Genomic DNA, 22,334 nt, shown 5'->3' on the forward strand with positions numbered 1-22,334 from the left:
CCTGACCTGTTAACGTTCTCCCATGGCTTGCGGCATTCTCCTCATCACTCATCCCGGGATCGGCACGGCGCTGTTGCGCGTGGCGACCGGACTGTTGCGGCAGTTGCCGCTGAAGACCGAAGCGTTCGACGTGCCGTTCGATGCCGACCTGGATGCGCTGCTGCCGCAGGCGTCGGCGGCGTTGCGGCGGGTGGACGACGGCGATGGCGTGCTGGTGGTGACGGATCTGTACGGGGCCAGCCCAAGCAATCTTGCCGCGCGGCTGGCGCGCCTGGGCACGCCGGTGCGGCGGGTCTCGGCGTTGAGCCTGCCGATGCTGCTGCGGATCATGAACTACCCCGAACAAGGACTGGAGCAGTTGCCCGCGACCGCCGCCGCCGGCTCGCGCAACGGCGTGGTGATCGACGATGCTTGAACGCGAACTGCTGGTCTCCAACCGCCTTGGCCTGCACGCCCGCGCCACCGCCAAGCTGGTGCAGACGCTGTCCTCGTTCCGCTGCAACGCCACGCTCGCGGCCAAGGGCCGCGAGGTCAACGCCAAGAGCATCATGGGCGTGATGCTGCTGGCCGCTGCGCAAGGCACGCCGGTGACGGTGCGGGTGGACGGCGCCGACGAAGCCGAGGCACTCAAGGCCGTGGTCGACCTGTTCGAGCGGCGCTTCGACGAGGACAGCTGAGCATGCGCCGCCGGCGGCCGCAGGCAGGGACGCGGTGCCGCCGCACGGGGCACGCGCGGTGAGCGTGCGCATCGCCGGCCATGGCGCTTCGCGCGGCAATGCCCTGGGCCGGGCGCGGGTGCGCCTGCCGCATGCGCTGGAGGTGGCCGAGCAACGCATCGGCGCCGCGCAGATCCCCGAGGAACTCGATCGCCTGCACCGCGCCGTGGACGCCGCGCGCGAGGAGATGCACGGCCTGCGCCAGCGCCTGCACGGCGCCCTGGCCAAGGAGGTCGGCGAATTCCTCGACCTGCACGCACTGCTGCTCGACGACCCTGAACTGCTGCACGGCCTGGACGAACTGATCCGCACCGGCCGCTACAGCGCCGACTACGCGCTGCGCCTGCAGCGCGACCGCCTGGCAACCGTGTTCGACGACATGGAGGATGCCTACCTCAAGAGCCGCATGGACGATCTGGACCATGTGATCGGGCGGATCCACGCGTTCCTGCAGAAACGCCAGCCGGACAGCGAAGGCCTGGCCGGCGAGATCCTGGTGTGCGAGAACGTGGCGCCATCGGAACTGGCGCAACTGCAGGCGCAGGGCGTGGTCGGCATCGTCACCAGCGCCGGCAGCACCCTGTCGCACAGCGCGATCCTGGCGCGCAGCCTGCACCTGCCGCTGGTGGTCGGCGTCGCCGACGCGCTGCAGAAGATCAACGACGGCGACGTGCTGATCATCGACGGCACCCAGGGCGCGGTGCTGGTCGACCCGACCCCGGACGACCTGCGCGACTACCGCAGTCGGGTGCGCGAGCAGGCCAAGCTGCAGCGCAGCCTGGGCAAGCTGCGCTCCAAGCCCAGCCGCACCCGCGACGGCGTGGACATCACCCTGCTGGCCAACGCCGAGTCGCGCGACGACGTGGCCCGCGCGCACGCGCTCGGCGCCGACGGCCTGGGCCTGTACCGCACCGAATTCCTGTTCCTGCAGCGCGACGCGCTGCCCGACGAGGAAGAACAGTTCCACACCTACCGCGACGCCGTGCTGGGCATGAGCGGGCGGCCGGTGACCATCCGCACCCTGGACCTGGGCGCGGACAAGGCCGATCGCACCGGCCTGACCATGAGCAACGAAGAAAACCCGGCGCTGGGGCTGCGCGGCGTGCGCCTGTCGCTGGCCCGGCCCAAGGTCTCCGACACCCAGTTGCGTGCGCTGCTGCGCGCCTCCGCCTACGGCCCGGTGCGGGTGCTGGTGCCGATGGTCAGCGCGCGCGAGGAACTGCTGGCGATGCGCCGCCACCTCAAGCGCATCGCCGCGCAGTTGCGCCGCGATGGCCATGCCATCGCCGAGCAGGTGAAACTCGGCGCGATGATCGAGGTACCGGCAGCGGCGCTGGCCCTGGATACCTTCATCGACACCATCGACTTCCTGTCGATCGGCACCAACGACCTGGTGCAGTACCTGCTCGCCGCCGACCGCAACAACGAGGCGGTGGCCGAGTTGTATTCGCCGCTGCATCCGGCGGTGCTGCGGCTGATCGCGCAGGTGATCGCCACCGGCCAGGCCCACGGCAAACCGGTGGCGGTGTGCGGCGAGATCGCTGGCGACCCCACATTGACGCCCATGCTGCTGGCACTGGGGCTGCGCGAGTTCAGCCTGCACCCGGCGACGATGCTGGAGGTGCGCCAGGTGATCCGCGACACCGACCTGCAGGCCCTGCGCCAGCGCGGCGCCAAACTGCTGCAGGCCCGCGACCGCAAGGGCATCGAGCGCTGGCTGGCGTAAGCCGGGATTCGTCATTCGGGATTGGGGATTCGCAAGAGCGAGCGCGAGCGTGGCCGTCTGCGCGACACCACCACCGCTGCTGATGCACTGATGCCCCCTGACTGCTGTGCTTCCCAATCCCTTTCCTTCGTGAAAAGCCGAAATGACGGGATGCCGGACCCTGCGTAGGCCACGGAGCGGCTCGATGAAAAAATCGCCAGTCCTCGCAGCTGCTCTTGCGGACCCGAACTTCCCGCTCCTACGAATCCCAATCCCGACTCCCCACTCCCGGCTCCTCCAACACTGTGCTTCCCGCAACATGCAGGCGATAATGTTGGGATGAACATCTGACCGACCGCGTTTCTCCGGAGCGCGGCCTCACCCCAAGGGAGCAGCGCATGGCCGATGCCGTCCGCCACGACAAGACCGCGCGGCAGCTGCGCATGCTGTCCGATGCGCTGGACAGCGGGCGCCTGGGCCCGGTGCGGCGACTGGTCAATACGCTGGCGCCGGCCGAGATCGGCAACCTGCTGGAGTCGTTGCCGCCCGGCAAGCGCGAGGTGGTGTGGGGGCTGGTCGATCCGGAAGACGACGGCGAGGTGCTGGTCCACGTCGGCGAGGAAGTGCGCGAGAGCCTGCTCGCGGACATGGACCCGGACGAAATCGTCGCCGCGGTCGAAGACCTGGACATCGACGACCTCGCCAACCTGGTCGAGGACCTGCCGGACACGGTCATCGACGAAGTGCTCAAGTCGATGGACCGCGAGAACCGCGAGCGGCTCGAGCAGGTGCTGTCGTATCCCGAAGACAGTGCCGGCCGCCTGATGAACCCGGACGTGGTCACCGTGCGCGCCGACGTCAACGTCGACGTGGTGCTGCGCTACCTGCGCCTGCGCGGCGAACTGCCGGACCACACCGACCACCTGTTCGTGGTCAGCCGCCGCCACCAGTACCTGGGGCGGGTGTCGCTGGCGGCGCTGGTCACCCACGAGGATTCCACCCCGATCAACCGGCTGATCGACGACGAGCAGCCGGCCATCGACGTCGGCGAAGGCGCCGACGAGGTCGCGCGGCAGTTCTCCGACCACGACTGGATCTCCGCGCCGGTGGTCGACGACAACAACATCCTGCTCGGCCGCATCACCATCGACGACGTGGTCGACATCATCCGCGACCAGGCCGAGCACCAGGCGATGAGCGCCGCCGGCCTGGACGAGGACGAGGACCTGTTCAGCCCGGTGCGGCGCGCGTTCCGCCGCCGCCTGCTGTGGCTGACGATCAATCTCGGCACCGCCTTCATCGCCTCCAGCGTGGTCGGCCAGTTCGAGGGCACCATCGCCAAGCTGGTGGCGCTGGCCGCGCTGATGCCGATCGTGGCCGGCATGGGCGGCAACGCCGGCACCCAGGTGCTGGCGCTGATGGTGCGCGGCCTGGCGCTGGGCCAGATCGGCGCGTCCAACGTGATCGTGCTGCTGCGCAAGGAGCTGGCGGTGGCGCTGATCAACGGCCTGGCGCTGGGCATCGGCCTGGGCCTGATCGTGCTGCTGTGGTTCAAGCAGCCGCTGTTGTCGCTGGTGATCGGCTCGGCGCTGACCATCAACCTGCTCACCGCCGCCCTGGGCGGCGTGCTGGTGCCGTTGACGCTCAAGCGCCTGGGCTTCGACCCGGCGCTGGCCGGCGGGGTGATCCTGACCACGCTGACCGACGTGATGGGCTTCCTCAGCTTCCTCGGCCTGGCCACCCTGGTCCTGCTGTAGGGCGTGTGCGGACGGCGGGCGCGGCTTCCCCGCCCACCGCTCGAAGCGGCAACTGCGATCGTCGCGCAGCCGTGATCGGCCGGCGCGCTGCCGGCCACGATCGGCCCGCGGCGGATCGGGCGCATCCCCCTCCCGCTGCCGCCATCGGCACCCTGCGCGGCAAGCGCACGCTGCGCCGCCCGCGCCGCCGCCCGTCGGCTGACTGGCGCATGTCCGCCGCCCCCGCTCGGGTTGTCGTGGAGAGGCCCAGGCCACGATACTGCGGCCTTCCCACCCGAGGGCCGGCCATGTCGATGCGTTCGTTGCTGCTTCTGCTGTGCCTGTCGATGGTGGGATGCAGCAGCTTGCCCAGCAACCCGGCCACCGGCCACTTCGTCGGCCGCCAGCTCACCCTCGACGGGCGCGTCTACCGCTACCAGGTGTTCGTGCCGGCGCCGGCGCATCGCCAGGGCCCGGTGCCGGTGGTGCTGTTCCTGCACGGCTCCGGCGAGCGCGGCGACGACGGCCGCGACCAGACCACGGCCGGGCTGGGCCCGTACCTGCGCCGCCACCTGGCCGATTTCCCGGCGCTGGTGGTGATGCCGCAGGTGCCCGACGGCGAGGAGTGGAACGGCGTCAACGCGACCATGGCGCTGCAGGCGCTGGACGACAGCAGCGCCGAGTTCAACGGCGACCCGCAGCGCACCTACCTGACCGGCATGTCGATGGGCGGCTACGGCACCTGGGAAATCGCCCTGAAGCAGCCGCAGCGCTTCGCCGCGCTGGTGCCGATCTGCGGCGCGATCCTGTCCCCGCACGAAGACCGCGAGTACCTGGTGGTCACGCCGGTGGCCTATCTGGCCGATCCGTATACGGCGCTGGCGCAGCGCCTGCGGCACGTGCCGGTGTGGATCTTCCACGGCGCCCAGGACGACGTGGTGCTGCCGCACGACGACCGCAAGATCGTGCGTGCGCTCAAGAACGTCGACGCCGACGTGCGCTACACCGAGTACCCGCAGGGCAACCACAACGCCTGGGATGCCACCTACCGCGATCCGAAGATGTGGCAGTGGCTGTTCGCGCAGAAGCGCAGCGACGCCGGCAACGAGATCACCGCCGACAAGTAAACAGTTCCCACCATCGGCATCCGTGCGCGGTGGGTGCCCAACGACAGTCCGCGCAACTTGGGCCGCACCGCGACGCTCAGCGTTCGCCGAAAAGGCCGTCCATATCGATCCGCACCGACGCGTCGTCGCGGCCTGTGCAGCAAGCGCACCAAAACGGCTTACAGTCCACGCTTTCGCGCACAGGCACGCATGGCGACCATCCCTTCCGCATCGCAGACCGCCTTCCACGCCCGCCTGCGCGCCCTGGATCCGAGCGCTGCGGCGATCGCCGGCGCGGCAATTCCATCGCTGCTGGTGCCGGCACACGACGACGCCACGACGCTGGAGCTCAGCGACAGCGGACGCTGGCTGTTGCAGGTGCTGGACGCCCTGGACGCCCTGCACCAGGCCACGCAGGCCACCAGTCTGTCCGCCGATGCGCTGCGCCGCGACCAGAAGTTCGCGCCGCCCGGGCGGCCCTCGCTGCACCTGGTGCAGTTGCGCCAGCAGCAGGCGGCCGCGCAGCAAGCGCTGCGCCGCGCCAACCAGGCGCTGGCCCAGGCTGCGGCCGGCTTCGTGCGCAGCGCCGGGCTGACGCCACCGCCACGGACCGGGCCGGTGGCGTTCGTGCAAGGATGGATCGCGCGTCATCTGGGGTAAGGCCGCCACACGGCCGTGGGGCGCATGGCTGGCGTCCATGGCGGTGCGCCATGGGTGAAGCGGGCGAAGGTCGGTGCGGTTCTGCAGGAATGGCGCTCGCGCGCCCTCTCGGGATCCGCCGCGATCGCGGCTGGCGAAGGACGACGCGACTCGCCCGTGGCATGCGCCGCGTGCTGGCTAGCCTCGCCGAGGAAGCGCCGACAGTTCCGACAGCGTCCGCGGCACACCGCCCGACCGCATCGCGTCGCGTCGCGCGGCCGAGGTGCTGATGCGCGACAGCACAAGGCGCGTCTACGCAAGCTAAACCGCAAGCGCCGGGCTGCCCCTGCTGGCCTGGGTTGGGCCTGTCCCGCTGCTATCCTGCACGCCCCTCGGACTCCGCTGCCCGACGCCCCATGCCCGTGCCCTCCCCCGCTGCCCGCCCCTGCCCTGCCCGTGCGGCCTCCTCGCGCGTGCGTCTGCCTGCCCGCGACACGGCAGCGGCGGCATGAGCATGCCCGGCGCGCACACGGCCAATCTCGCCACCTGGGGCATCTGCGCGCTGGCCACCGCCGGGGTGATCACGCGGCCGTTCAAGCTGCCCGAGGCGTGCTGGGCGGTGGGTGGCGCGCTGCTGCTGATGGCGTTGGGGCTGATGCCCGGCGGCGAGGCCTGGCAGGCGGTGCTCAAGGGCCTGGACGTCTACCTGTTCCTGATCGGCATGATGCTGTTGTCGGAAACCGCACGTGCCGAAGGCCTGTTCGACTGGGTCGCGATGCATGCGGTGAACCTGGCCAAGGGCTCGACCCAGCGCCTGTTCGCGCTGGTGTTCGGCGTCGGCATCGTGGTCACCGCGTTCCTGTCCAATGACGCCACCGCGGTGGTGCTCACCCCCGCGGTGTACGCGGCCGCGCGCAAGGCCGGGGCCAAGCCGCTGCCGCTGCTGTTCGCCTGCGCGCTGATCGCCAACGCCGCCAGCTTCGTGCTGCCGATCTCCAACCCCGCCAACCTGGTGCTGTACGGCGGCAAGATGCCGACCCTGGGCGCGTGGATGGCCGCGTTCGCGCTGCCGTCGCTGCTGGCGATCGGCGTGACCTTCGTGATGCTGCGCTGGGCCGAGCGCAAGGACCTGACCGGCCGCTGCGCCGCGCGCGTGGACACGGTACCGCTGACCCGCGGCGGCACCTTCGCCCTGGTCGGCATCCTCGCCACCGCGGTGCTGCTGGTCGGCGTCTCCGCGCTGGGCCTGGACCTGGGTCTGCCGACCTGCCTGGCCGGCCTGGCCACCCTCGGCGCGGTCTGTCTGGGCGGCCGGCAATCGCCGCTGCCGATGGCCAAGGCGGTGTCGTGGTCGGTGCTGCCGCTGGTGGCTGGCCTGTTCGTGCTGGTGGAGGCGCTGTCGCGCACCGGCGTGATCGGCCTGCTCGCACGCACCCTGGCCGACGCCGCCGCGCACTCGCCGCAGGCCACCGCCGGCGTCGCCGGCACCCTGCTGGCGTTCGGCTCGAACCTGATGAACAACCTGCCGGCCGGCCTGATCGCCAGCACCACCGTCGCCCAGGCGCAACCGCCGCAGCTGGTGGTGGATGCGCTGCTGATCGGCGTGGACCTGGGTCCGAACCTGTCGATCACCGGTTCGCTGGCGACCATCCTGTGGCTGACCGCGATCCGCCGCGAAGGCGAGGACGTGGGCTTCTGGCGCTTCCTCAAGGTCGGCGCGCTGGTGATGCCGCCGGCGTTGCTGTGCGCGCTGGGCGCGCGCCTGCTGCTGGGCTGAGCGGGTGCGCGTGCACTTGGTGAATTGCCCATGGCCAGGCGCCCGGGACGGTCGCCAAGGCCTGGCCTGCGGCGACCGCGGGTCGGCCGCGACAGCTTCTACCGCAACGCGTCGCGGCTGAAGCCGCTCCTACAGAGGATTCTGCGCGCTGTCGCTGCCGTCGTAGGAGCGGCTTCAGCCGCGACAGGCCTTACCGCGAAGACCTGCTGCGGTTGCTCCAAGAAGCAACAGGCGCCGCTGCTATGGCAGCACACGTGACGCGGACGAAGCCCCCGTGGGAGCGACGTCAGTCGCGACGCGCGACGCCATCGGCCATCGCCCCCCGTCGGGACTGAAGTCGCTCCCACAACGGCACGACACACCGATGGAATGCGCCGCCCTACCCCGCGCGCAACCGCCGCGCCACGCCGCTGACCACGGCGATGACCGCGGTCAGCGCCGCCATCGAGAGGAACTGCGTGCGGGTGTCCGGCGAGGCCACCAGCAGGCCGAAGATCAGCGCCAGGATCGCCAGCGCCAGCACGGTGAGCACCGGGTAGCCGCGCATGCGGAACGGCAGGCGGGTGCCGGCGCGGTCGGCGCGCGCGCGCAGGATCAGCTGCGACAGCAGCGAGATCGTCCACACCAGCAGGCATGTGGCGCCGACGATGTTCAGCAGCACCGGCAGCACCCGGTTGGGATACAGCAGTTCCAGCACCGCGGCGACGAAGCCGAACAGCACGCTGGCCAGCACCGCCAGCCACGGCACCTGCTGCCGGCTGGACGCGGCCAGCGCGCGCGGCGCTTCGCCGCGCTGGGCCAACGAGAAGATCATCCGCGAGGCGCCGTACAGATTGGCGTTGAGCGCCGACAGCAACGCGATCACCGCGATCAGGGTGATGGCGGTGGCGGCGCCGGGGATCCTGGCCACCTGCAGCACCGCAGCGAACGGCGAGCTCAGCGCCTGGCTCTGCCACGGCACCACCGCGATGATCACGCTCAGCGAGCCGATGTAGAACACCAGGATGCGCCAGGCGACGGTGCGGATGGCGCGGGCGATGCTGCGCTCCGGGTCGGCGGTCTCGGCCGCGGCCACCGCCACGATCTCGGTGCCGCCGAAGGCGAACACCACCACCAGCAGCGCCGCGCCGATGCCGGCCAGGCCCTTCGGCGCGAAGCCGCCGTTGCCGGTGACGTTGGACAGGCCCGGCGAGGCCACGCCGGGCAGCCAGCCGGCCAGCAAGGCGATGCCGACCAGGATGAAGCCGACGATCGCCGCCACCTTGAGGATGGCGAACCAGAATTCGAACTCGCCGAAGTTGCGCACGCCCAGCAGGTTGATCGCGGTGAACGCGGCCATGAACGCGATCGCGGCCAGCGGCACCGGCAAGCCCGGCCACACCGTGGACAGCAGGCCGGCCGCGCCCACCGCCTCGGCGGCGATCACGATCACCAGTTGCAGCCACCACAGCCAGCCCACCGTGGCGCCGGCGGTCGGCCCCATCGCGTCGGCGGCGTACACCGAGAACGCGCCGCTGGCCGGCTTGGCCGCGGCCATCTCGCCCAGCGCGTTCATCACGATGATTACCAGCGCGCCGGCGACCAGGTAGGAAATCAGCACCGCCGGCCCCGCCGCGTGCACGCCGACGCCGGAGCCCAAGAACAGGCCGGCGCCGATCGCGCTGCCCAATCCCATCATGATCAATTGCCGCGGTTTCAGCGCGTGGCGCAGGGCGGGTGCGGCGGCAGGCGGGACAGGCGCGGACGAATGCGGCATCGGCTCGGTCGGGTGCGGAAAACGCGACACGATACAGGCTGAGGGCGACGACGTGCGGCTGCGCACGCGTTTGGCCGCTTACGGCCGCGGATCGGCCCGCCGCAGCGGCACGGCTGCTGCAACGCAGCGCGGATCCGCGCACGCGGCCGCCGCTGGGCACCAGCCGCCGGGCGCCGGCGAAGACCGCCGTGGCTTGCTGCCTGCCCCGACCACGCGGCGCCATCGCCGCGACCGCGCGAAGTGCGGAAATGCCAAACCATCACTCACACCGCAGATTTCTCGCATCTCGTTGATTTGGCGTATTGACAGCGATACTAACGTCAGAAATACTGAACTCGACGCCCGCCAGATCTCCTTTCTCCGTACCTGCCGATGAGGGCGCGAACACGGAGCCAGGGGCGGCAGGCGACGACGGACCGGGAGACGGCCCGTTGCGGGCGCTCCGGCCGGAAAGGACCACGGCTGCCGCTCGTCCCATGGCGTACAGGTCCGTACATCCAGACAAGGAGAGACACCATGATCAAACCGCTGCTCACCCTGACGGTACTGGCGGCCACGCTGGCCGTTCCGTGCCTGCGGGCCGCCGAGCGGGCGCCGCTCTATGCCGCCGATGCCATCCAGGGCATGGGCGAACGCCTGCCCATCGGCAAGAAGAACGTGAGCCTGTCGCCGCTGTTCAAGGTCTACACGTTCGAGAAGGCCGGCCTGCGTTTCGTGCAGATCAACTCGCTGCAGGACGAGGTCATCACCGTGCTCAGCGCCACACCGGGCACCGAGACCCGGCTGCCGATCGGCAGCGCCGCCGAGGAGCAGATGATCGCGGTCAACGACGCGAAGAACCAGCCGCTGGGCATGGTCACCGCCGCGGCGAGCTGCCCGTGCAACGCCACCGTGGTCTACCGCGACGCCAACACCACCATCGTGGTGGTCTACGGCTCCAACGGCGAGTACATCACCTCGTACGTGATCAAGACCCCGCGCAGCGGTCCGCCGCAGTAAGCACTGCCTGTGCGCCGCGGCCGCACCTGCGGCCGTGGCGCGAGTGGTTGCTGACGGCCATGGCGTCAGTCGCGTGGTGGAAACACGCGGCCGCGCTCGGTGAGGGCGATGGCCTCCGCGGGCTGCGTCACCCCCGCCTGCCGCCGGGGGGGCTGCCTGGTGCAACCTGGTGCGTCGTACCGCATCTCCCGCGCCGGCTATCGCCGCCGCTCGCATGCAGCGCTCCATCGCGCGCATCGGGCAGCCACGCGCAAATGCAAGCGGCCGCCTTCCGAGGAAGGCGGCCGCGCAAGAACGGCCCAAACGATCGGACCGCGTCGGATCAGAACTCCTGCCAGTCCTTGTCCACGGCCACCGCCGCCGCGAACGCCGGCGCACGTCGTGCCGGCGCCGCCGCAGCCAGCGGGCGCGGGCTGCGCGTGGCGGTCGGCGCAACAGGCCTGGTGCGCGACGGCGACGGTGCTGGCGACAGCGTTGCAGCATGCGCGCCCTCCAGCTTGAACAGCGCCACCGCCTGGGTCAGCTCCACCGATTGCTGCTCCATCGAGCGTGCTGCCGCCGTGGCTTCCTCCACCAGCGCCGCATTCTGCTGCGTGCTTTCGTCCATCTGCGTCACGGTCTGGTTGACCTGCTCGATGCCGGCCGACTGCTCCTGCGAGGCGGCGGAAATCTCGCCCATGATGTCGGTGACGCGCTGCACCGAGGCCACGATCTCCTGCATGGTGCTGCCGGCCTTGTCGACCAGCGCCGAGCCTTCGGCGACGCGGGTCACCGAATCGTCGATCAGCGTCTTGATCTCCTTGGCGGCATTGGCCGAACGCTGCGCCAGCGTGCGCACTTCGCTGGCGACCACCGCGAAGCCGCGACCCTGCTCGCCGGCACGCGCCGCCTCCACCGCCGCATTCAACGCCAGGATGTTGGTCTGGAAGGCGATGCCATCGATCACGCCGATGATGTCGGCGATCTTCTTGGAGGACGCTTCGATGCCGCTCATGGTCTCGACCACCTGACCCACCACCGCGCCGCCCTGCGAGGCGACCGAGGCCGCGCCACTGGCGAGCTGGTTGGCCTGGCGCGCGTGCTCGGCGTTCTGCTTCACCGTGGAGGTCAGTTCCTCCATCGACGCAGCGGTTTCCTCCAGGCTGGCGGCCTGCTGCTCGGTGCGCCGCGACAGGTCGTCGTTGCCGGTGGCGATCTCGCTGGCCGCGGCATTGATGCTGACCGCGGCGGTCTGGATGCGGCCGACGATGCCGGTCAACTGGTCGGCGGTGGCGTTGGCGTCGTCGCGCATCCGCGCGAACACGCCGTGGAACTCGCCGTGCATGCGCGCAGTGAGGTCGCCGGCGGCGATGGCCTGCAGCAACGCCGACAGCTTGCCAAGGTTGCGGTCGCTGACCTCCATCATCGCGTTGAGGTCCTGCACCATCAGGCGGAAGTCGTGCTGGAAGTGCGCCGCATCGCCACGGGCGCTGAAGTCGCCCGCGGCGGCCGCCGCGGCCAGGCGCTTGATCTCGGTGTTGATCGCCAACAGGCTGGTCTTGGCCGCATCCATCGATTCGTGCAGCACCGCACGGCTACCGGGCAGGCGGCGCGCATCGCGGCGCAGGTCGCCGTTGGCGTATTCGTTGAGCACGCCGATGGCGTCGACGATGGCGTCCAGGTGCTCGAACATCATGGTGTTGATGCCCTTGCTGAGCTCGCCGTACACGCCCGGGAAGTCCTGCGGCATGCGGTGGCTCATGTCCTTGTCGGCATGCAGCTCGATCATCAACGCGGTTTCGCTGGAGAAACGCTGCAACTGGGTCTGCATGCCGCCCATCGCCTGCAGCAGGCGGCCAGGTTCGTCGCGCGCCTCGGTGGCCACGTCGTTATCCAGGCGACCGTCGGCGATGGCCTCGGCGGCACGGGTGGCGCGGTTGAGCGGCACGGTCAGGCTGCGGGTGATCAGCCAGGCCAGCACGCTGCTGACCAACACCACCGCCAGGCCGCCGGCGATGAGCATGGCGCGCCCACGCGCCATCGCGGCCGTCGCGGCCGCATAGGCCTCGCTGCTGCGCGTGGCCTGCAGATCGGCATAGCGGGCGATCGCGTCCTGCCATTTCTGCGTCAGCGGGGCAGACTCCCCCATCAGCAGGGCCAGCGCCTCGTCCGGCTTGTAGTGCATGCCCAGGTCGATGACGCGGTTGTTGACGTCCACGGTCTTCTGCCGGGTGCGATCGACTTCCTCCAGCACGGCCTGGCTCTGCGCGCCGCTGGGAATGGCGCCCGCCCGCTTGCGTGCCTCCTGATAGCGCGCGCGCTGCTCGGTGATGACCTTGGCGAAGCGGATGTTGTCCTCCTGGGAGGTGGGCAACACGATGTTGCGGACATTGATGGCCACGGCCGAGCTCGCGTTGAGCATGTCGCTGGCGGCACGGATGGCGGCGATGTTGCGGTGGACGATGCCGTCCAGCCGCTCGCGCGCCTGGAACAGGGTGAGCAGCCCGGCGACGACCAGCGCCGAGGACAGCAGGATGAGGATGCCGAACGCGGTGGCGAGCCGGGCGCCGACGTTGTAGCGCTGAAGGAATGCAATCATGGACATGGCCTGTTTGGGGGAATGAGGGGCAATGGGCGCCCCGGACCACGCACGCCGGCCCATGGCCGTCGTGCGCGCCCGCATCGAAACAGGATGAACAAATCGTGAAAAAGCGTTTCGAATCAGACGCTTGATGACGCATCCCGCTCAATGTGCGGGCGAAGTAACGGCTCGCTGCGAAGGGACTTGAGAGGCGATTGCGGGGAATTTATTGAACGTCCTCAGGCACATGATGGGGATGTGGAGGGTCGATTCACGCCTCGCCCGAATCGGCGTTTTTGCGTGAAGAGCGTGTGCGCGCCGTGTTGCAATCGTCGGCATGGCGCTTGCTTGCGGCGTCATCGGACCGCGAGGAAAAAATGTTCCGATTGCTCCCTGCACGGTGATCTCCCAGCGCGCGGCGCTGGGCCAGGAATGCGATCGCAGTCACATGGTGGCGTCAGCGCCATCGCCGAGGCGGAGCAGCCGCCGCCTTGGCGCATTCATGCAATGGGACGTCACCCTCAACGCAACGCGTTGGCCGCACAGCGGTGGTCGCGGACGTGACGCAGCATGACGGCGCGTCCACATTGGGACGCGCGCGCGACGACGCAGTGGCGAGGGCCGCCCGGCACCCAGCAAGCGGCGCGGCCTTCGTCAGGATCCGGTGGTGAGCCGCCGCAGGTACGGCATCGCGCCCCGCAGCAGCAGGCGCCTGCAGCGACTGGATGCGTCACCGGCAGCGGCACGTTGCCGTGCCGGCTTTCGACAGTGGACGGCGCGCATGCGCCGCCCACTCTGGCGCACGCGCCCTGTGGTTCAGAACTCCTGCCAGTCCGTGTCCAGCGCCACCGCCGCAGCCGCAGCCGGCTGCGCCGCGCGCCGCACCGGCGCGGGCTTGGCTGCGGTGGGACGAGCGCTGGGCTTGGCGGCAGACGGCGCGGTGGCGAGGTGCCGCGGCGCCTGCGCCACCGGCGTGGCCGCGGATGCGTCCAGCTTGAACAGCGCCACCGCCTGGCTCAGCTCCACCGCCTGCTGCTCCATCGAGCGCGCCGCCGCACTGGCCTCTTCCACCAGCGCCGCGTTCTGCTGGGTGGTCTCGTCCATCTGCGTCACGGTCTGGTTGACCTGCTCGATGCCGGCCGACTGTTCCTGCGAGGCCGCGGAGATCTCGCCCATGATGTCGGTGACGCGCTGCACCGAGCTCACGATCTCGTCCATGGTCTTGCCGGCCTGGTCGACCAGGGCCGAGCCTTCGGCGACGCGGCTGACCGAGTCGTCGATCAGGCTCTTGATCTCCTTGGCGGCGCTGGCCGAGCGCTGCGCCAGCGTACGCACCTCGCTGGCGACCACCGCGAAACCACGGCCCTGGTCGCCGGCGCGCGCGGCTTCCACCGCGGCATTGAGCGCGAGGATGTTGGTCTGGAAGGCGATGCCGTCGATGACGCCGATGATGTCGGCGATCTTCTTGGAGGCCGCCTCGATGCCGTCCATGGTGGTCACCACCTGGCCGACCACGCTACCGCCCTGCGAAGCGACCGAGGCCGCGCCCGCCGCCAGCTGGTTGGCCTGGCGCGCATGTTCGGCGTTCTGCCGCACGGTGGAGGTCAGCTCCTCCATCGAAGCCGCGGTCTCTTCCAGACTGGCGGCCTGCTGCTCGGTGCGGCGCGACAGGTCGTCGTTGCCGGCGGCGATCTCGCTGGCCGCGGCGTTGATCGATGCCGCCGAATGCTTGATGCGGCCGACGATGCCGGCCAACTGTTCGGCCGTGGCGTTGGCGTCGTCGCGCATCTGCGCGAACACGCCGCGGAAATCGCCGTGCATGCGCGCGGTCAGGTCGCCCGCGGCGATCGCCTGCAGCAGCGTCGACAGCGCCTGCAGGTTGCCGTCGGCGGTGGCCATCAGCTGGTTCAGGCTCTCCACCATCACCCGGAAGTCGTACTGGAAGCGCTCGGCGTCGCCGCGGGCGCTGAAATCGCCATCGGCGGCGGAGGTCGCCAGTTGCTTGATCTGCCCGTTCATCGCCGACAGGTTGGCCTTGACCTCGTCCATGGTCTGGCTCAGCACCGCTTCCTCGCCGGGCAGACGGTCCATGTCCTGCGACAGGTCGCCGATCGCATAACGGCCCATGATCTGCGCCAGGCGCGTCTTCACCGCCAGGTGCGAGGCCACCAGCGCATTGGTCTCGGCGGCCATGCGGCCGTAGTCGCCGGGGAAGGCCTGCGCTTCGATGCGATGGCTGACTTCGCCGGCATCGTGGCGCTTGGCCATCTCCAGCTGTGCGCCGATCAGGTTGCTGACCTGCTGCTGCATGCCCTGCATCGCGACCAGCAGCCGGCCGGTCTCGTCGCGCGCGTCGGTGCGCACGTCGTTGTCGAGCTTGCCACTGGCGATGGCCTCGGCAGCGCGCGTGGCGCGGGTCAGCGGCACGGTCAGACTACGCGTGATCAGCCAGGCCAGCAGGCCGCTGACGAGCACGACGATGGCGCCGCCGGAGAGCAAGAGCGCACGGCCGCGATCCATCGCCGCCTCGGCGGTCGCATAGGCCTGGGCGCCCTGCTCGCGCTGCCGGTTCGCATAGACGTTGAGCGCGTCCTGCCATTGCTGGGTCGCCGGTGCGGCCTGGGCCGTCAGCACCTTCAGCGCCTCGGCGTCATTGTCCTGCATGCCCAGGTCCAGCACCTCCTGGTTGGCGACCCGCGTCCGCGCATAGGCATCGTCGATCGCCTTGCGCATCTGCACGCCGACCGCACTGGTGGTGGGGATCGCGTAGAGCTTGTCGTGGATCTCGCCGTAGTAACGTCGCTGCTCGTCGACGACCTTGGCGAAACCCTCGTTCTCCTCGTGCGTGGTCGGCATCACGATGTTGCGCAGGTTGATCGCGATCAGCGAGCTGGCGTTGCGCATCTCGGCGGTGTAATCGAGGATCTGCATGCGCCGATTGACGATGGTGTCCATCATGTCGCGTGACTGTTTCAACGTCAGCAAGCCGGCCACGACGAGGGCGCAGGACAACAGGATGAGGACACCGAAGGCGCAGGCAAGCCGCGTCCCGACGTTGTAGCGTTGCAGGAAACCGATCATGGGGAGTACCAAGTGAGGAAGGGGGGAGCCCCGCGTCACGACCCGGGATCGCGCACGACACTGCCAGCCGGAAGGCCTGATGCGATGCGACGGAGAAGAAGACAAAGACACTTCCAGCACCGGCCGCATCGGGAATGTCACGTGCGGGGACTCGCTTTAGGTAGCGGCGGCCGCACCCGATTCTTGATGCGTAACTACGCACAATTTTTGAACTTCCTCAGCGTCGTGATACTGGTGTGCATGGCCCCGCGCGCACGCCCCGGATTTCGCCAGACCACGTCAAATCCATGTGAAAAAACGACAAACTTGGCACCCCCGGGGTGCGAACGCAGTCGCGTTGCGCACCAATCCGGGGCTTTTGGCCGTGCGCGCAAAATGTTGCAAACGGCATATATTTCGCGACAGATTTATGACGCACCCAACAACGGCCTCCGCGCCGCCGCGCGCGGAGGCCGGGTGTTTCACTCGGCCAGGTTGGTGCCGGCACCGGCGGTGGCGATGACCTTGGCCTTGACCTGCGCGGCGGGAATCGCCGTGTACAGGTAGCCCAGCGGCTCCGGGTAGGTCTTGGACGAAATCCAGGTCGTCGCGTTGGCGTAGGGCTTGCTGGTGCTCTCCGGCACCGTCCAGGTGATGCCGCCGCCGACGTAGTTGTTGATCAGGTCCCAGTAGCCGATCTCGCTGCTGTCGCGCGAGGTGACCGGGTTCTTGATGTTCTCGAAGTAGTTGGCCTCGATCAGCGCCACCCCGCCCATGCGCACGTTGATGCCGGAAGTGAAGACGTTGTTGAAGTAGTTGTTGTAGATGTGGCTCAAGCCGCGCCGTTGCAGCGGCAGGCGCGATTCCACGTTCTCGAAGCGGTTGTGGTGGTAGGTGGTGCGCGCGGCGGCGTTCTGGGTGTCGCTGTCGCTGTAGCCGTTGAGCGCGACCTTCTGGTAGTCGTGGATGTAGTTGTAGGACACGGTGACGTGGTTGACGCCCTTCTTCATGTCGATGCCGCCGTCGAAGGAGGCGTCGCCGGCGCCGGGACACTTGGTCAGCGAGGCAAAGATGGTGTTGTGGTCCACCCAGATGTTGGACGGCTGGCCGCTGGAATTGCCTTCCAGGGAAATCGAATCGGCATCTTCGCCGCCCGGCAGCAGGCCGAGGGTCATGTTGCGGATGATGACGTTGTGCGCATTGCCGACCACGCGCACGCCGAAGTTCGCCGAGGAGCCGTTGGCACCCTTGATGGTGATGTCGCGCTTGTTCTTGATCTGCACGGTCTTGGCCGGCAGCTTCCATTGCGTGCACACGTCGGTGATGCTGGCGAAGTTGAAGCTGCCGGTGTAGTTGAGCACTAGGCCGCCTGAGCCGGCGTAGTTGTCGATCGCCGCCTGCATCGCCTCCATCGTGGCGACGTTGACCGGGATGGCATTGCCGCCGCCGGTGGTATTGGCCCCGTAACCGACCGGGCCGGCGAAGGCCGGAGCGGCGCCTACGGCCAACGCGAGCGCCAGTGCGCCTGTTCGGAATTGCTGCTGCATGCGGTGTCTCCCAGTTGTCGCGATGAGTGCAGGCCGCATGGCATCGCGCATGCGCCGGCACGGGGGCGTGGGGGCCGGCGCATTCTTCGAATGCGCGCGGCGGCCCGCGCAATCGCCGCGACGCCGAACTGGAATCCCGCACTCCGTTCGCCGCACAGGACAGGACAAGCGGACACGCACGGTCCGCAGGAGACAGCCAGCGACAGGCGGGGACAAGCAAGCCACGCGCGCGCCGCGGTGGGCGCAGGCAGCCGGCAATGACGGCGAACGCACGCGCATCGCACGCATCGGCATCGACGCCGGTGCACTGCATCGGGACAAGCGCGCACTGGCGGCGCGCAACGGCAAATGTTGCGGCCGCAGCACGTTTGCGCGGGCCATCCGACGCCGACGACGGCGCGGATGGCCACGGCGCGATCAGCTCACCGTATCGAGGCGGTTGTCGCTGCGGTCGGCGTCGGGCAGCACATGATCCGGATCCAGGGTCACGTGCAGCACCTTCTGCGTGCTCGGCACGCGGATCTGCGGCTGGGTCTGCTGCATCCAGGTCTCCACCGGCACACGCTGGTCCAGGTGGCTGCCGTCGGCGAAGTCGATGCGCAAGGTCGCCGGCATCACCAGCTTCTGGCGACTGCACAGGGTCACCAGCAGGCCCTTGGCCGGGTCGTGGTCGACGTAGGCCGCCGCGCGCACGCCCATGTCCAGCTGCCAGTTGTTGAAGTACCAGCCGCGCCACCACCAGCTCAGGTCCTCGCCGGCCTCGCTCTCCATCAACCGGAAGAAATCCGACGGCGTCGGATGCTTGTAGGCCCAACTGGCGATGTACTTGCGGAACGCCGGATCGAAGCGCGCCGGGCCGAGGATCTGTTCGCGCAGCAGCACCAGGCCCAGCGCGCCCTTGAAGTAGGTCAGCGGATGCCGGTAGGTCTCGCTGGTGGCGTCGGCGCGATCGAGCAGGGTCGGCGCTTGCGCGTCGGCCAGCAGCGGCAGGATCTCGTCCACCGGGTTGCCGCCGCCGGGCGCGTATTCGCCGTCGCGCTTGGGTGCGAATTCGCCGTGGTTGATCGCGTCGGAGGCGTAGACGTCGATGAAGGTGTTGAAGCCCTCGTCCATGAAGGCATGGCGGCGCTCGTTGGAGCCGACGATCATCGGGAACCAGCCGTGGCCCAGTTCGTGCGCGGTGATCCAGAACAGTTGCTTGCCGCCGTCCTCCATGTCGTCGAAGACGATGCCCGGATACTCCATGCCGGCGCCGTGGCCGCCCAGGTTCACCGCCGCCGGCCACGGGTACGGATACCACTGCGAGAAGTGCTCGATCGACGCTTTCACGAACTCGGTGGAGCGGCCCCACTTGTCGGTGCCGACCGCGCTGCGCGGATACACCGACATCGCCAGCGCATGCTTGCCCTCGGGCAGGTTGATCCGCGCCGCATCCCAGACGAAGGCCGGCGAGGCGGCGAAGGCCACGTCGCGGGTATGGTCCATGTGGAAGCGCCAGGTCTGGGTGCCGCTGGCGCTGGGCCGGCTGTCCGGCTTGCCCACTTCATCGGCGCCGCGGATGGTCACCGTCGTGTCGCTGGCAGCCGCCTGCGCCAGGCGCTGGCGCTGGGTGGCGGTGAGCACCTGCGCCGGATTCACCAGTTCGCCGGAACCGGCGACCAGGTAGTTCCACGGCACCGTCACCGCATAGTCGAAATCGCCGTACTCCAGGTAGAACTCCGCCCCCAGGTAGGGCTGCGTGTCCCAGCCGCGCAGGTCGTCGTACACCGCCATGCGCGGATACCACTGCGCGACCTCGTAGATGTCGCCGTCGGCGGTGGGCGTGACCGCGGTACGCCCGCCCCAGGTGCCGGGGACGGTGTAGGCGTAGTCGATGTGCAGCTTCAGCGCCTTGCCACTGGCCAGCGGCTGCGGCAGGTCCACGCGCATGCGCGTGTCGTCGATCAGGAAGGTGGCCGGCACGCGCTTGCCGCCCTGCTCCAGTTCCACCCTGGCGATGCGGTAGCCGTCGGTGCTCTGCGGCGCGGGCCGGTCGGCACGCGCCGCACGCAAGGTGCGGGCACGCGCGTCGGCGCGGTACAGGTTCTGGTCCAACTGCAGCCACAGCACATCCAGCGTGTCCGGGCTGCGGTTGCTGTAGGTGATGGTCTCCTGGCCACGCAGCGTGTGCGTGGCCGGCTCCAGGGTGGCGTGCAGGTCGTAGTCGGCGCGGTTCTGCCAGTACTGCGGGCCGGGCACGCCGCCGCCACTGCGGTAGGCGTTGGCCGGCTGCGGCAGTTGCAGCGGTGCGAACAGCGCCTGCGGATCGTAGCCGCCTGGGCGGTCCGCGGCGTTGGTGGCGGTGGCGGTGCCGGCCTGGGCGGCGGCGGCAAGCGGGAGGCAGGCCGCGGCGAACGCAGCGCGGCGCAGAACAGGGATCATGGTGGCGTCCGTGGGGAGGATCGCCGCCGATGGTAGGCCGAATCGGGAGGGCGTGGATGTGCCGATCGCCATCTTCGGCAGCGGATGCCTGGCAAGACGGGGGAGGAGCGGCCTCAGCCGCGACAGGCATTCCCAGTAACGCCTGTCGCGGCTGAAGCCGCTCCTACGCCGGCGTGGCGCTACTCGCCGGGGCTCAGCCCAGCAAGGTCTCCAGCACCGCCATGCGCACCGCCACGCCGTTGGCGACCTGGCGCAGGATGCACGACTGCGCGCCGTCGGCGACCTCGTCGGTGATCTCCACGCCGCGGTTGATCGGGCCCGGATGCAGCACCACCGCATCCTTCGACGCGCGGCGCAGGCGCTCGGCGGTGAGGCCGTACTGGCCGTGGTAATCCTCCAGCGAGGTCACTAGGCCTTCCTCCATGCGCTCGCGCTGCAGGCGCAGCATCATCACCGCGTCCACGCCGTCGAGCATGGCGTCGAAATCCTCGCCGACCACGCAGCCGTCCAGGGTGCCGTCGTCGGGCAGCAGCGCGCGCGGGCCGCACACCCGCACTTCGCCGGCGCCGAGGGTGCGCAGCGCGTGCAGGTCCGAGCGCGCCACCCGCGAGTGCTTGACGTCGCCGACGATGACCAGCTTGAGCTTGGAGAAATCACCACCCTTGGCGTGGCGCAGGGTCAGCATGTCGAGCAGGCCCTGGGTGGGATGCGCGCTGCGGCCGTCGCCGGCGTTGATCAGCGCGGTGCCCTCGCCCGCGGCTTCGGCCAGGCGCTCCACCGCGCCGTCCTCCGGATGGCGCACGATGAAACCGCGCACGCCCATCGCTTCCAGATTCTTCAGCGTGTCGCGCGCGGTCTCGCCCTTGCGCGTGGACGAGGTGGAGGCATCGAAGTTCAGCACGTCGGCGCCGAGCCGCTGCGCGGCCAGGTGGAACGAGCTGCGGGTGCGCGTGGACGGTTCGAAGAACAGCGTGCACACCGCGGTGCCGGCCAGTACGTTGCGCTTGCCGACCCGGCCCACCGCCGCGTCGCGGATCTGCCCGGCGCGGTCCAGCAGTTGCAGCAGGGTCGCGCGCGGCAGCCCTTCCAGGGTCAGCAGGTGGCGCAGGCGCCCGTTCGAATCGAGTTGCGGATCAGTCATGGCGGGTCCGGGCTGGGGATCAGGAAAGGGGAATGGCGTCGTCGGGCGCGGCCAGCCAGCGCTCGACGATCACCGCGGCGGCCACCGCGTCCAGCGCGGCGGCATCGCGGCGGCGCTTGCGGCCGGCGGCACGGTCCACCGCGAAGCGTTGCGCGGCCTCGACCGAGCTGGAGCGTTCGTCGACCAGCACCACCGGCAGGCGGTAGCGCGCGCCGAGTTCGCGGGCGAAGGCATGCGCGCGCTTGCGGTTGGGCTGGTCGGCACCGTCGAGGGTGAGCGGATCGCCGACCACCAGGCCGTGCGGCCGCCATTCGGCGTGCAGGCGGTCCAGCGCCGGCCAGTCCGGCCCCTGCGCGTGCACGTCGATCACCGCCAGCGCGCGCGCGCCGGTGCCGAACGGGCTGCCGACGGCCACGCCGATGCGGCGGTGGCCGACGTCGAAGCCGAGCACGGTGCCGTCGCGGCGGATCGTCGCGGGCGTGGCGCTGGCGGGCGCAGGCGCTCCGGACTCAGGCAGGCCGGACTCAGGCATGCCCGCTGTAATCGGTGAGGCGGAACAGGTCCACGCCGATGCGCCCGGCGGCGGTCTGCCAGCGTCGCTCCAGCGGCAGCTCGAACAGCAGCTCGGCATCGGCGGGGGCGGTCAGCCAGCTGTTCTCGCCCAATTCGTATTCCAGTTGGCCGGCGCCCCAGCCGGCGCAGCCCAGCGCGACCACCGCGTTGCGCGGCCCCTCGCCACGCGCCATCGCCTCGAGCACGTCGCGCGAGGTGGTCAGGAACAGGCCGTCGCCGAACGCCAGGCTGGAATCCCAGCCGTGCGCGCCATCGTGGATGACGAAGCCGCGCTCCGGATGCACTGGCCCGCCGCTGAGCACCACCTGCTCGCGCAGCGCGGCATCGATGGTGTCGATGCCCATCTGCTCCAGCACTTCGCCCAGGGTGTATTCGGAGGCGCGGTTGACCACCACGCCCATCGCGCCGTTCTCGTCGTGCTGGCAGATCAGCGCCACGCTGCGGGCGAAGTTGGGATCGGACAGCGCCGGCAGCGCGATCAGCAGTTGGTTGGCCAGAGGCGTGGGCAAAGCGGACATGGCCCCATTCTATCGTCCCTCCCGCGTGCGCGCTGCCCGGGCTGCGGCGGGCTGCCATAATCCGCCCGATCGCGGCCCCG

General features: G+C 69.7%; 16 protein-coding genes. 8 read left to right on the top strand and 8 right to left on the bottom strand.

The annotated features are described in order from the left end of the window. Positions 1-22: 22 nt before the first annotated feature. From Q7W82_RS16655 to Q7W82_RS16685, 7 genes are all read left to right on the top strand, one after another. On the top strand, positions 23-415 hold the full coding sequence (locus Q7W82_RS16655) for a PTS fructose IIA subunit family protein (protein WP_160948445.1): 393 nt from the start codon (positions 23-25) through the stop codon (positions 413-415). Continuing rightward, on the top strand, positions 408-677 hold the full coding sequence (locus tag Q7W82_RS16660; RefSeq protein ID WP_010344110.1) for an HPr family phosphocarrier protein: 270 nt from the start codon (positions 408-410) through the stop codon (positions 675-677). The genes Q7W82_RS16655 and Q7W82_RS16660 overlap by 8 nt, the downstream gene beginning before the upstream one ends. 58 nt (positions 678-735) lie before the next feature. Then, positions 736-2,442 carry a phosphoenolpyruvate--protein phosphotransferase gene (gene ptsP, locus Q7W82_RS16665; protein WP_242159404.1) on the top strand — a complete coding sequence of 569 codons (1,707 nt, stop codon included), beginning with the start codon at positions 736-738 and terminating at the stop codon, positions 2,440-2,442. 377 nt (positions 2,443-2,819) lie between these two features. Next, positions 2,820-4,178 carry a magnesium transporter gene (gene mgtE, locus Q7W82_RS16670; protein ID WP_017913818.1) on the top strand — a complete coding sequence of 453 codons (1,359 nt, stop codon included), beginning with the start codon at positions 2,820-2,822 and terminating at the stop codon, positions 4,176-4,178. 287 nt (positions 4,179-4,465) lie between these two features. Beyond that, positions 4,466-5,284 carry a prolyl oligopeptidase family serine peptidase gene (locus Q7W82_RS16675; RefSeq protein ID WP_242159405.1) on the top strand — a complete coding sequence of 273 codons (819 nt, stop codon included), beginning with the start codon at positions 4,466-4,468 and terminating at the stop codon, positions 5,282-5,284. Positions 5,285-5,473: 189 nt separating this feature from the next. After that, positions 5,474-5,923, top strand: coding sequence for a hypothetical protein (locus Q7W82_RS16680; protein ID WP_242159406.1), 450 nt, complete (start codon positions 5,474-5,476; stop codon positions 5,921-5,923). Positions 5,924-6,410: 487 nt separating this feature from the next. After that, positions 6,411-7,679, top strand: coding sequence for an arsenic transporter (locus tag Q7W82_RS16685; RefSeq protein ID WP_242159407.1), 1,269 nt, complete (start codon positions 6,411-6,413; stop codon positions 7,677-7,679). Positions 7,680-8,058: 379 nt separating this feature from the next. Here the strand turns inward: Q7W82_RS16685 and Q7W82_RS16690 are convergent, their stop codons facing one another. Beyond that, complete coding sequence (locus tag Q7W82_RS16690; protein WP_242159408.1) at positions 8,059-9,435, bottom strand: amino acid permease; 1,377 nt, start codon at positions 9,433-9,435, stop codon at positions 8,059-8,061. A gap of 516 nt (positions 9,436-9,951) precedes the next feature. Between Q7W82_RS16690 and Q7W82_RS16695 the strand changes: the two genes are divergently transcribed. Then, on the top strand, positions 9,952-10,434 hold the full coding sequence (locus tag Q7W82_RS16695; protein WP_242159409.1) for a hypothetical protein: 483 nt from the start codon (positions 9,952-9,954) through the stop codon (positions 10,432-10,434). 322 nt (positions 10,435-10,756) lie between these two features. Here the strand turns inward: Q7W82_RS16695 and Q7W82_RS16700 are convergent, their stop codons facing one another. The 7 genes from Q7W82_RS16700 to Q7W82_RS16730 form a co-directional block, all read right to left on the bottom strand. Further along, positions 10,757-13,012, bottom strand: coding sequence for a methyl-accepting chemotaxis protein (locus tag Q7W82_RS16700; RefSeq protein ID WP_242159410.1), 2,256 nt, complete (start codon positions 13,010-13,012; stop codon positions 10,757-10,759). 798 nt (positions 13,013-13,810) lie between these two features. Beyond that, positions 13,811-16,075 carry a methyl-accepting chemotaxis protein gene (locus Q7W82_RS16705; RefSeq protein WP_242159411.1) on the bottom strand — a complete coding sequence of 755 codons (2,265 nt, stop codon included), beginning with the start codon at positions 16,073-16,075 and terminating at the stop codon, positions 13,811-13,813. 461 nt (positions 16,076-16,536) lie between these two features. Continuing rightward, positions 16,537-17,601: a polysaccharide lyase family 1 protein gene (locus Q7W82_RS16710; RefSeq protein ID WP_242159412.1), complete on the bottom strand. Its 1,065-nt coding sequence runs from the start codon at positions 17,599-17,601 to the stop codon at positions 16,537-16,539. Positions 17,602-18,018: 417 nt separating this feature from the next. Further along, a complete protein-coding gene (locus tag Q7W82_RS16715) occupies positions 18,019-20,022 on the bottom strand; it encodes a M1 family metallopeptidase (RefSeq protein ID WP_242159413.1) in 2,004 nt (667 codons plus the stop codon). Between the two features lie 193 nt (positions 20,023-20,215). Continuing rightward, positions 20,216-21,163 (bottom strand): aspartate carbamoyltransferase catalytic subunit, encoded by a 948-nt coding sequence (locus tag Q7W82_RS16720; protein ID WP_242159414.1) that lies wholly within the window; start codon positions 21,161-21,163, stop codon positions 20,216-20,218. 19 nt (positions 21,164-21,182) lie between these two features. Next, positions 21,183-21,680 carry a Holliday junction resolvase RuvX gene (gene ruvX, locus Q7W82_RS16725; RefSeq protein WP_242159497.1) on the bottom strand — a complete coding sequence of 166 codons (498 nt, stop codon included), beginning with the start codon at positions 21,678-21,680 and terminating at the stop codon, positions 21,183-21,185. Between the two features lie 7 nt (positions 21,681-21,687). Then, complete coding sequence (locus Q7W82_RS16730; RefSeq protein WP_242159415.1) at positions 21,688-22,254, bottom strand: YqgE/AlgH family protein; 567 nt, start codon at positions 22,252-22,254, stop codon at positions 21,688-21,690. Between the last annotated feature and the right edge of the window lie 80 nt (positions 22,255-22,334).

Origin of the sequence: Xanthomonas indica (assembly GCF_040529045.1) — a bacterium.
GTDB classification, from domain to species: Bacteria; Pseudomonadota; Gammaproteobacteria; order Xanthomonadales; family Xanthomonadaceae; genus Xanthomonas_A; species Xanthomonas_A indica.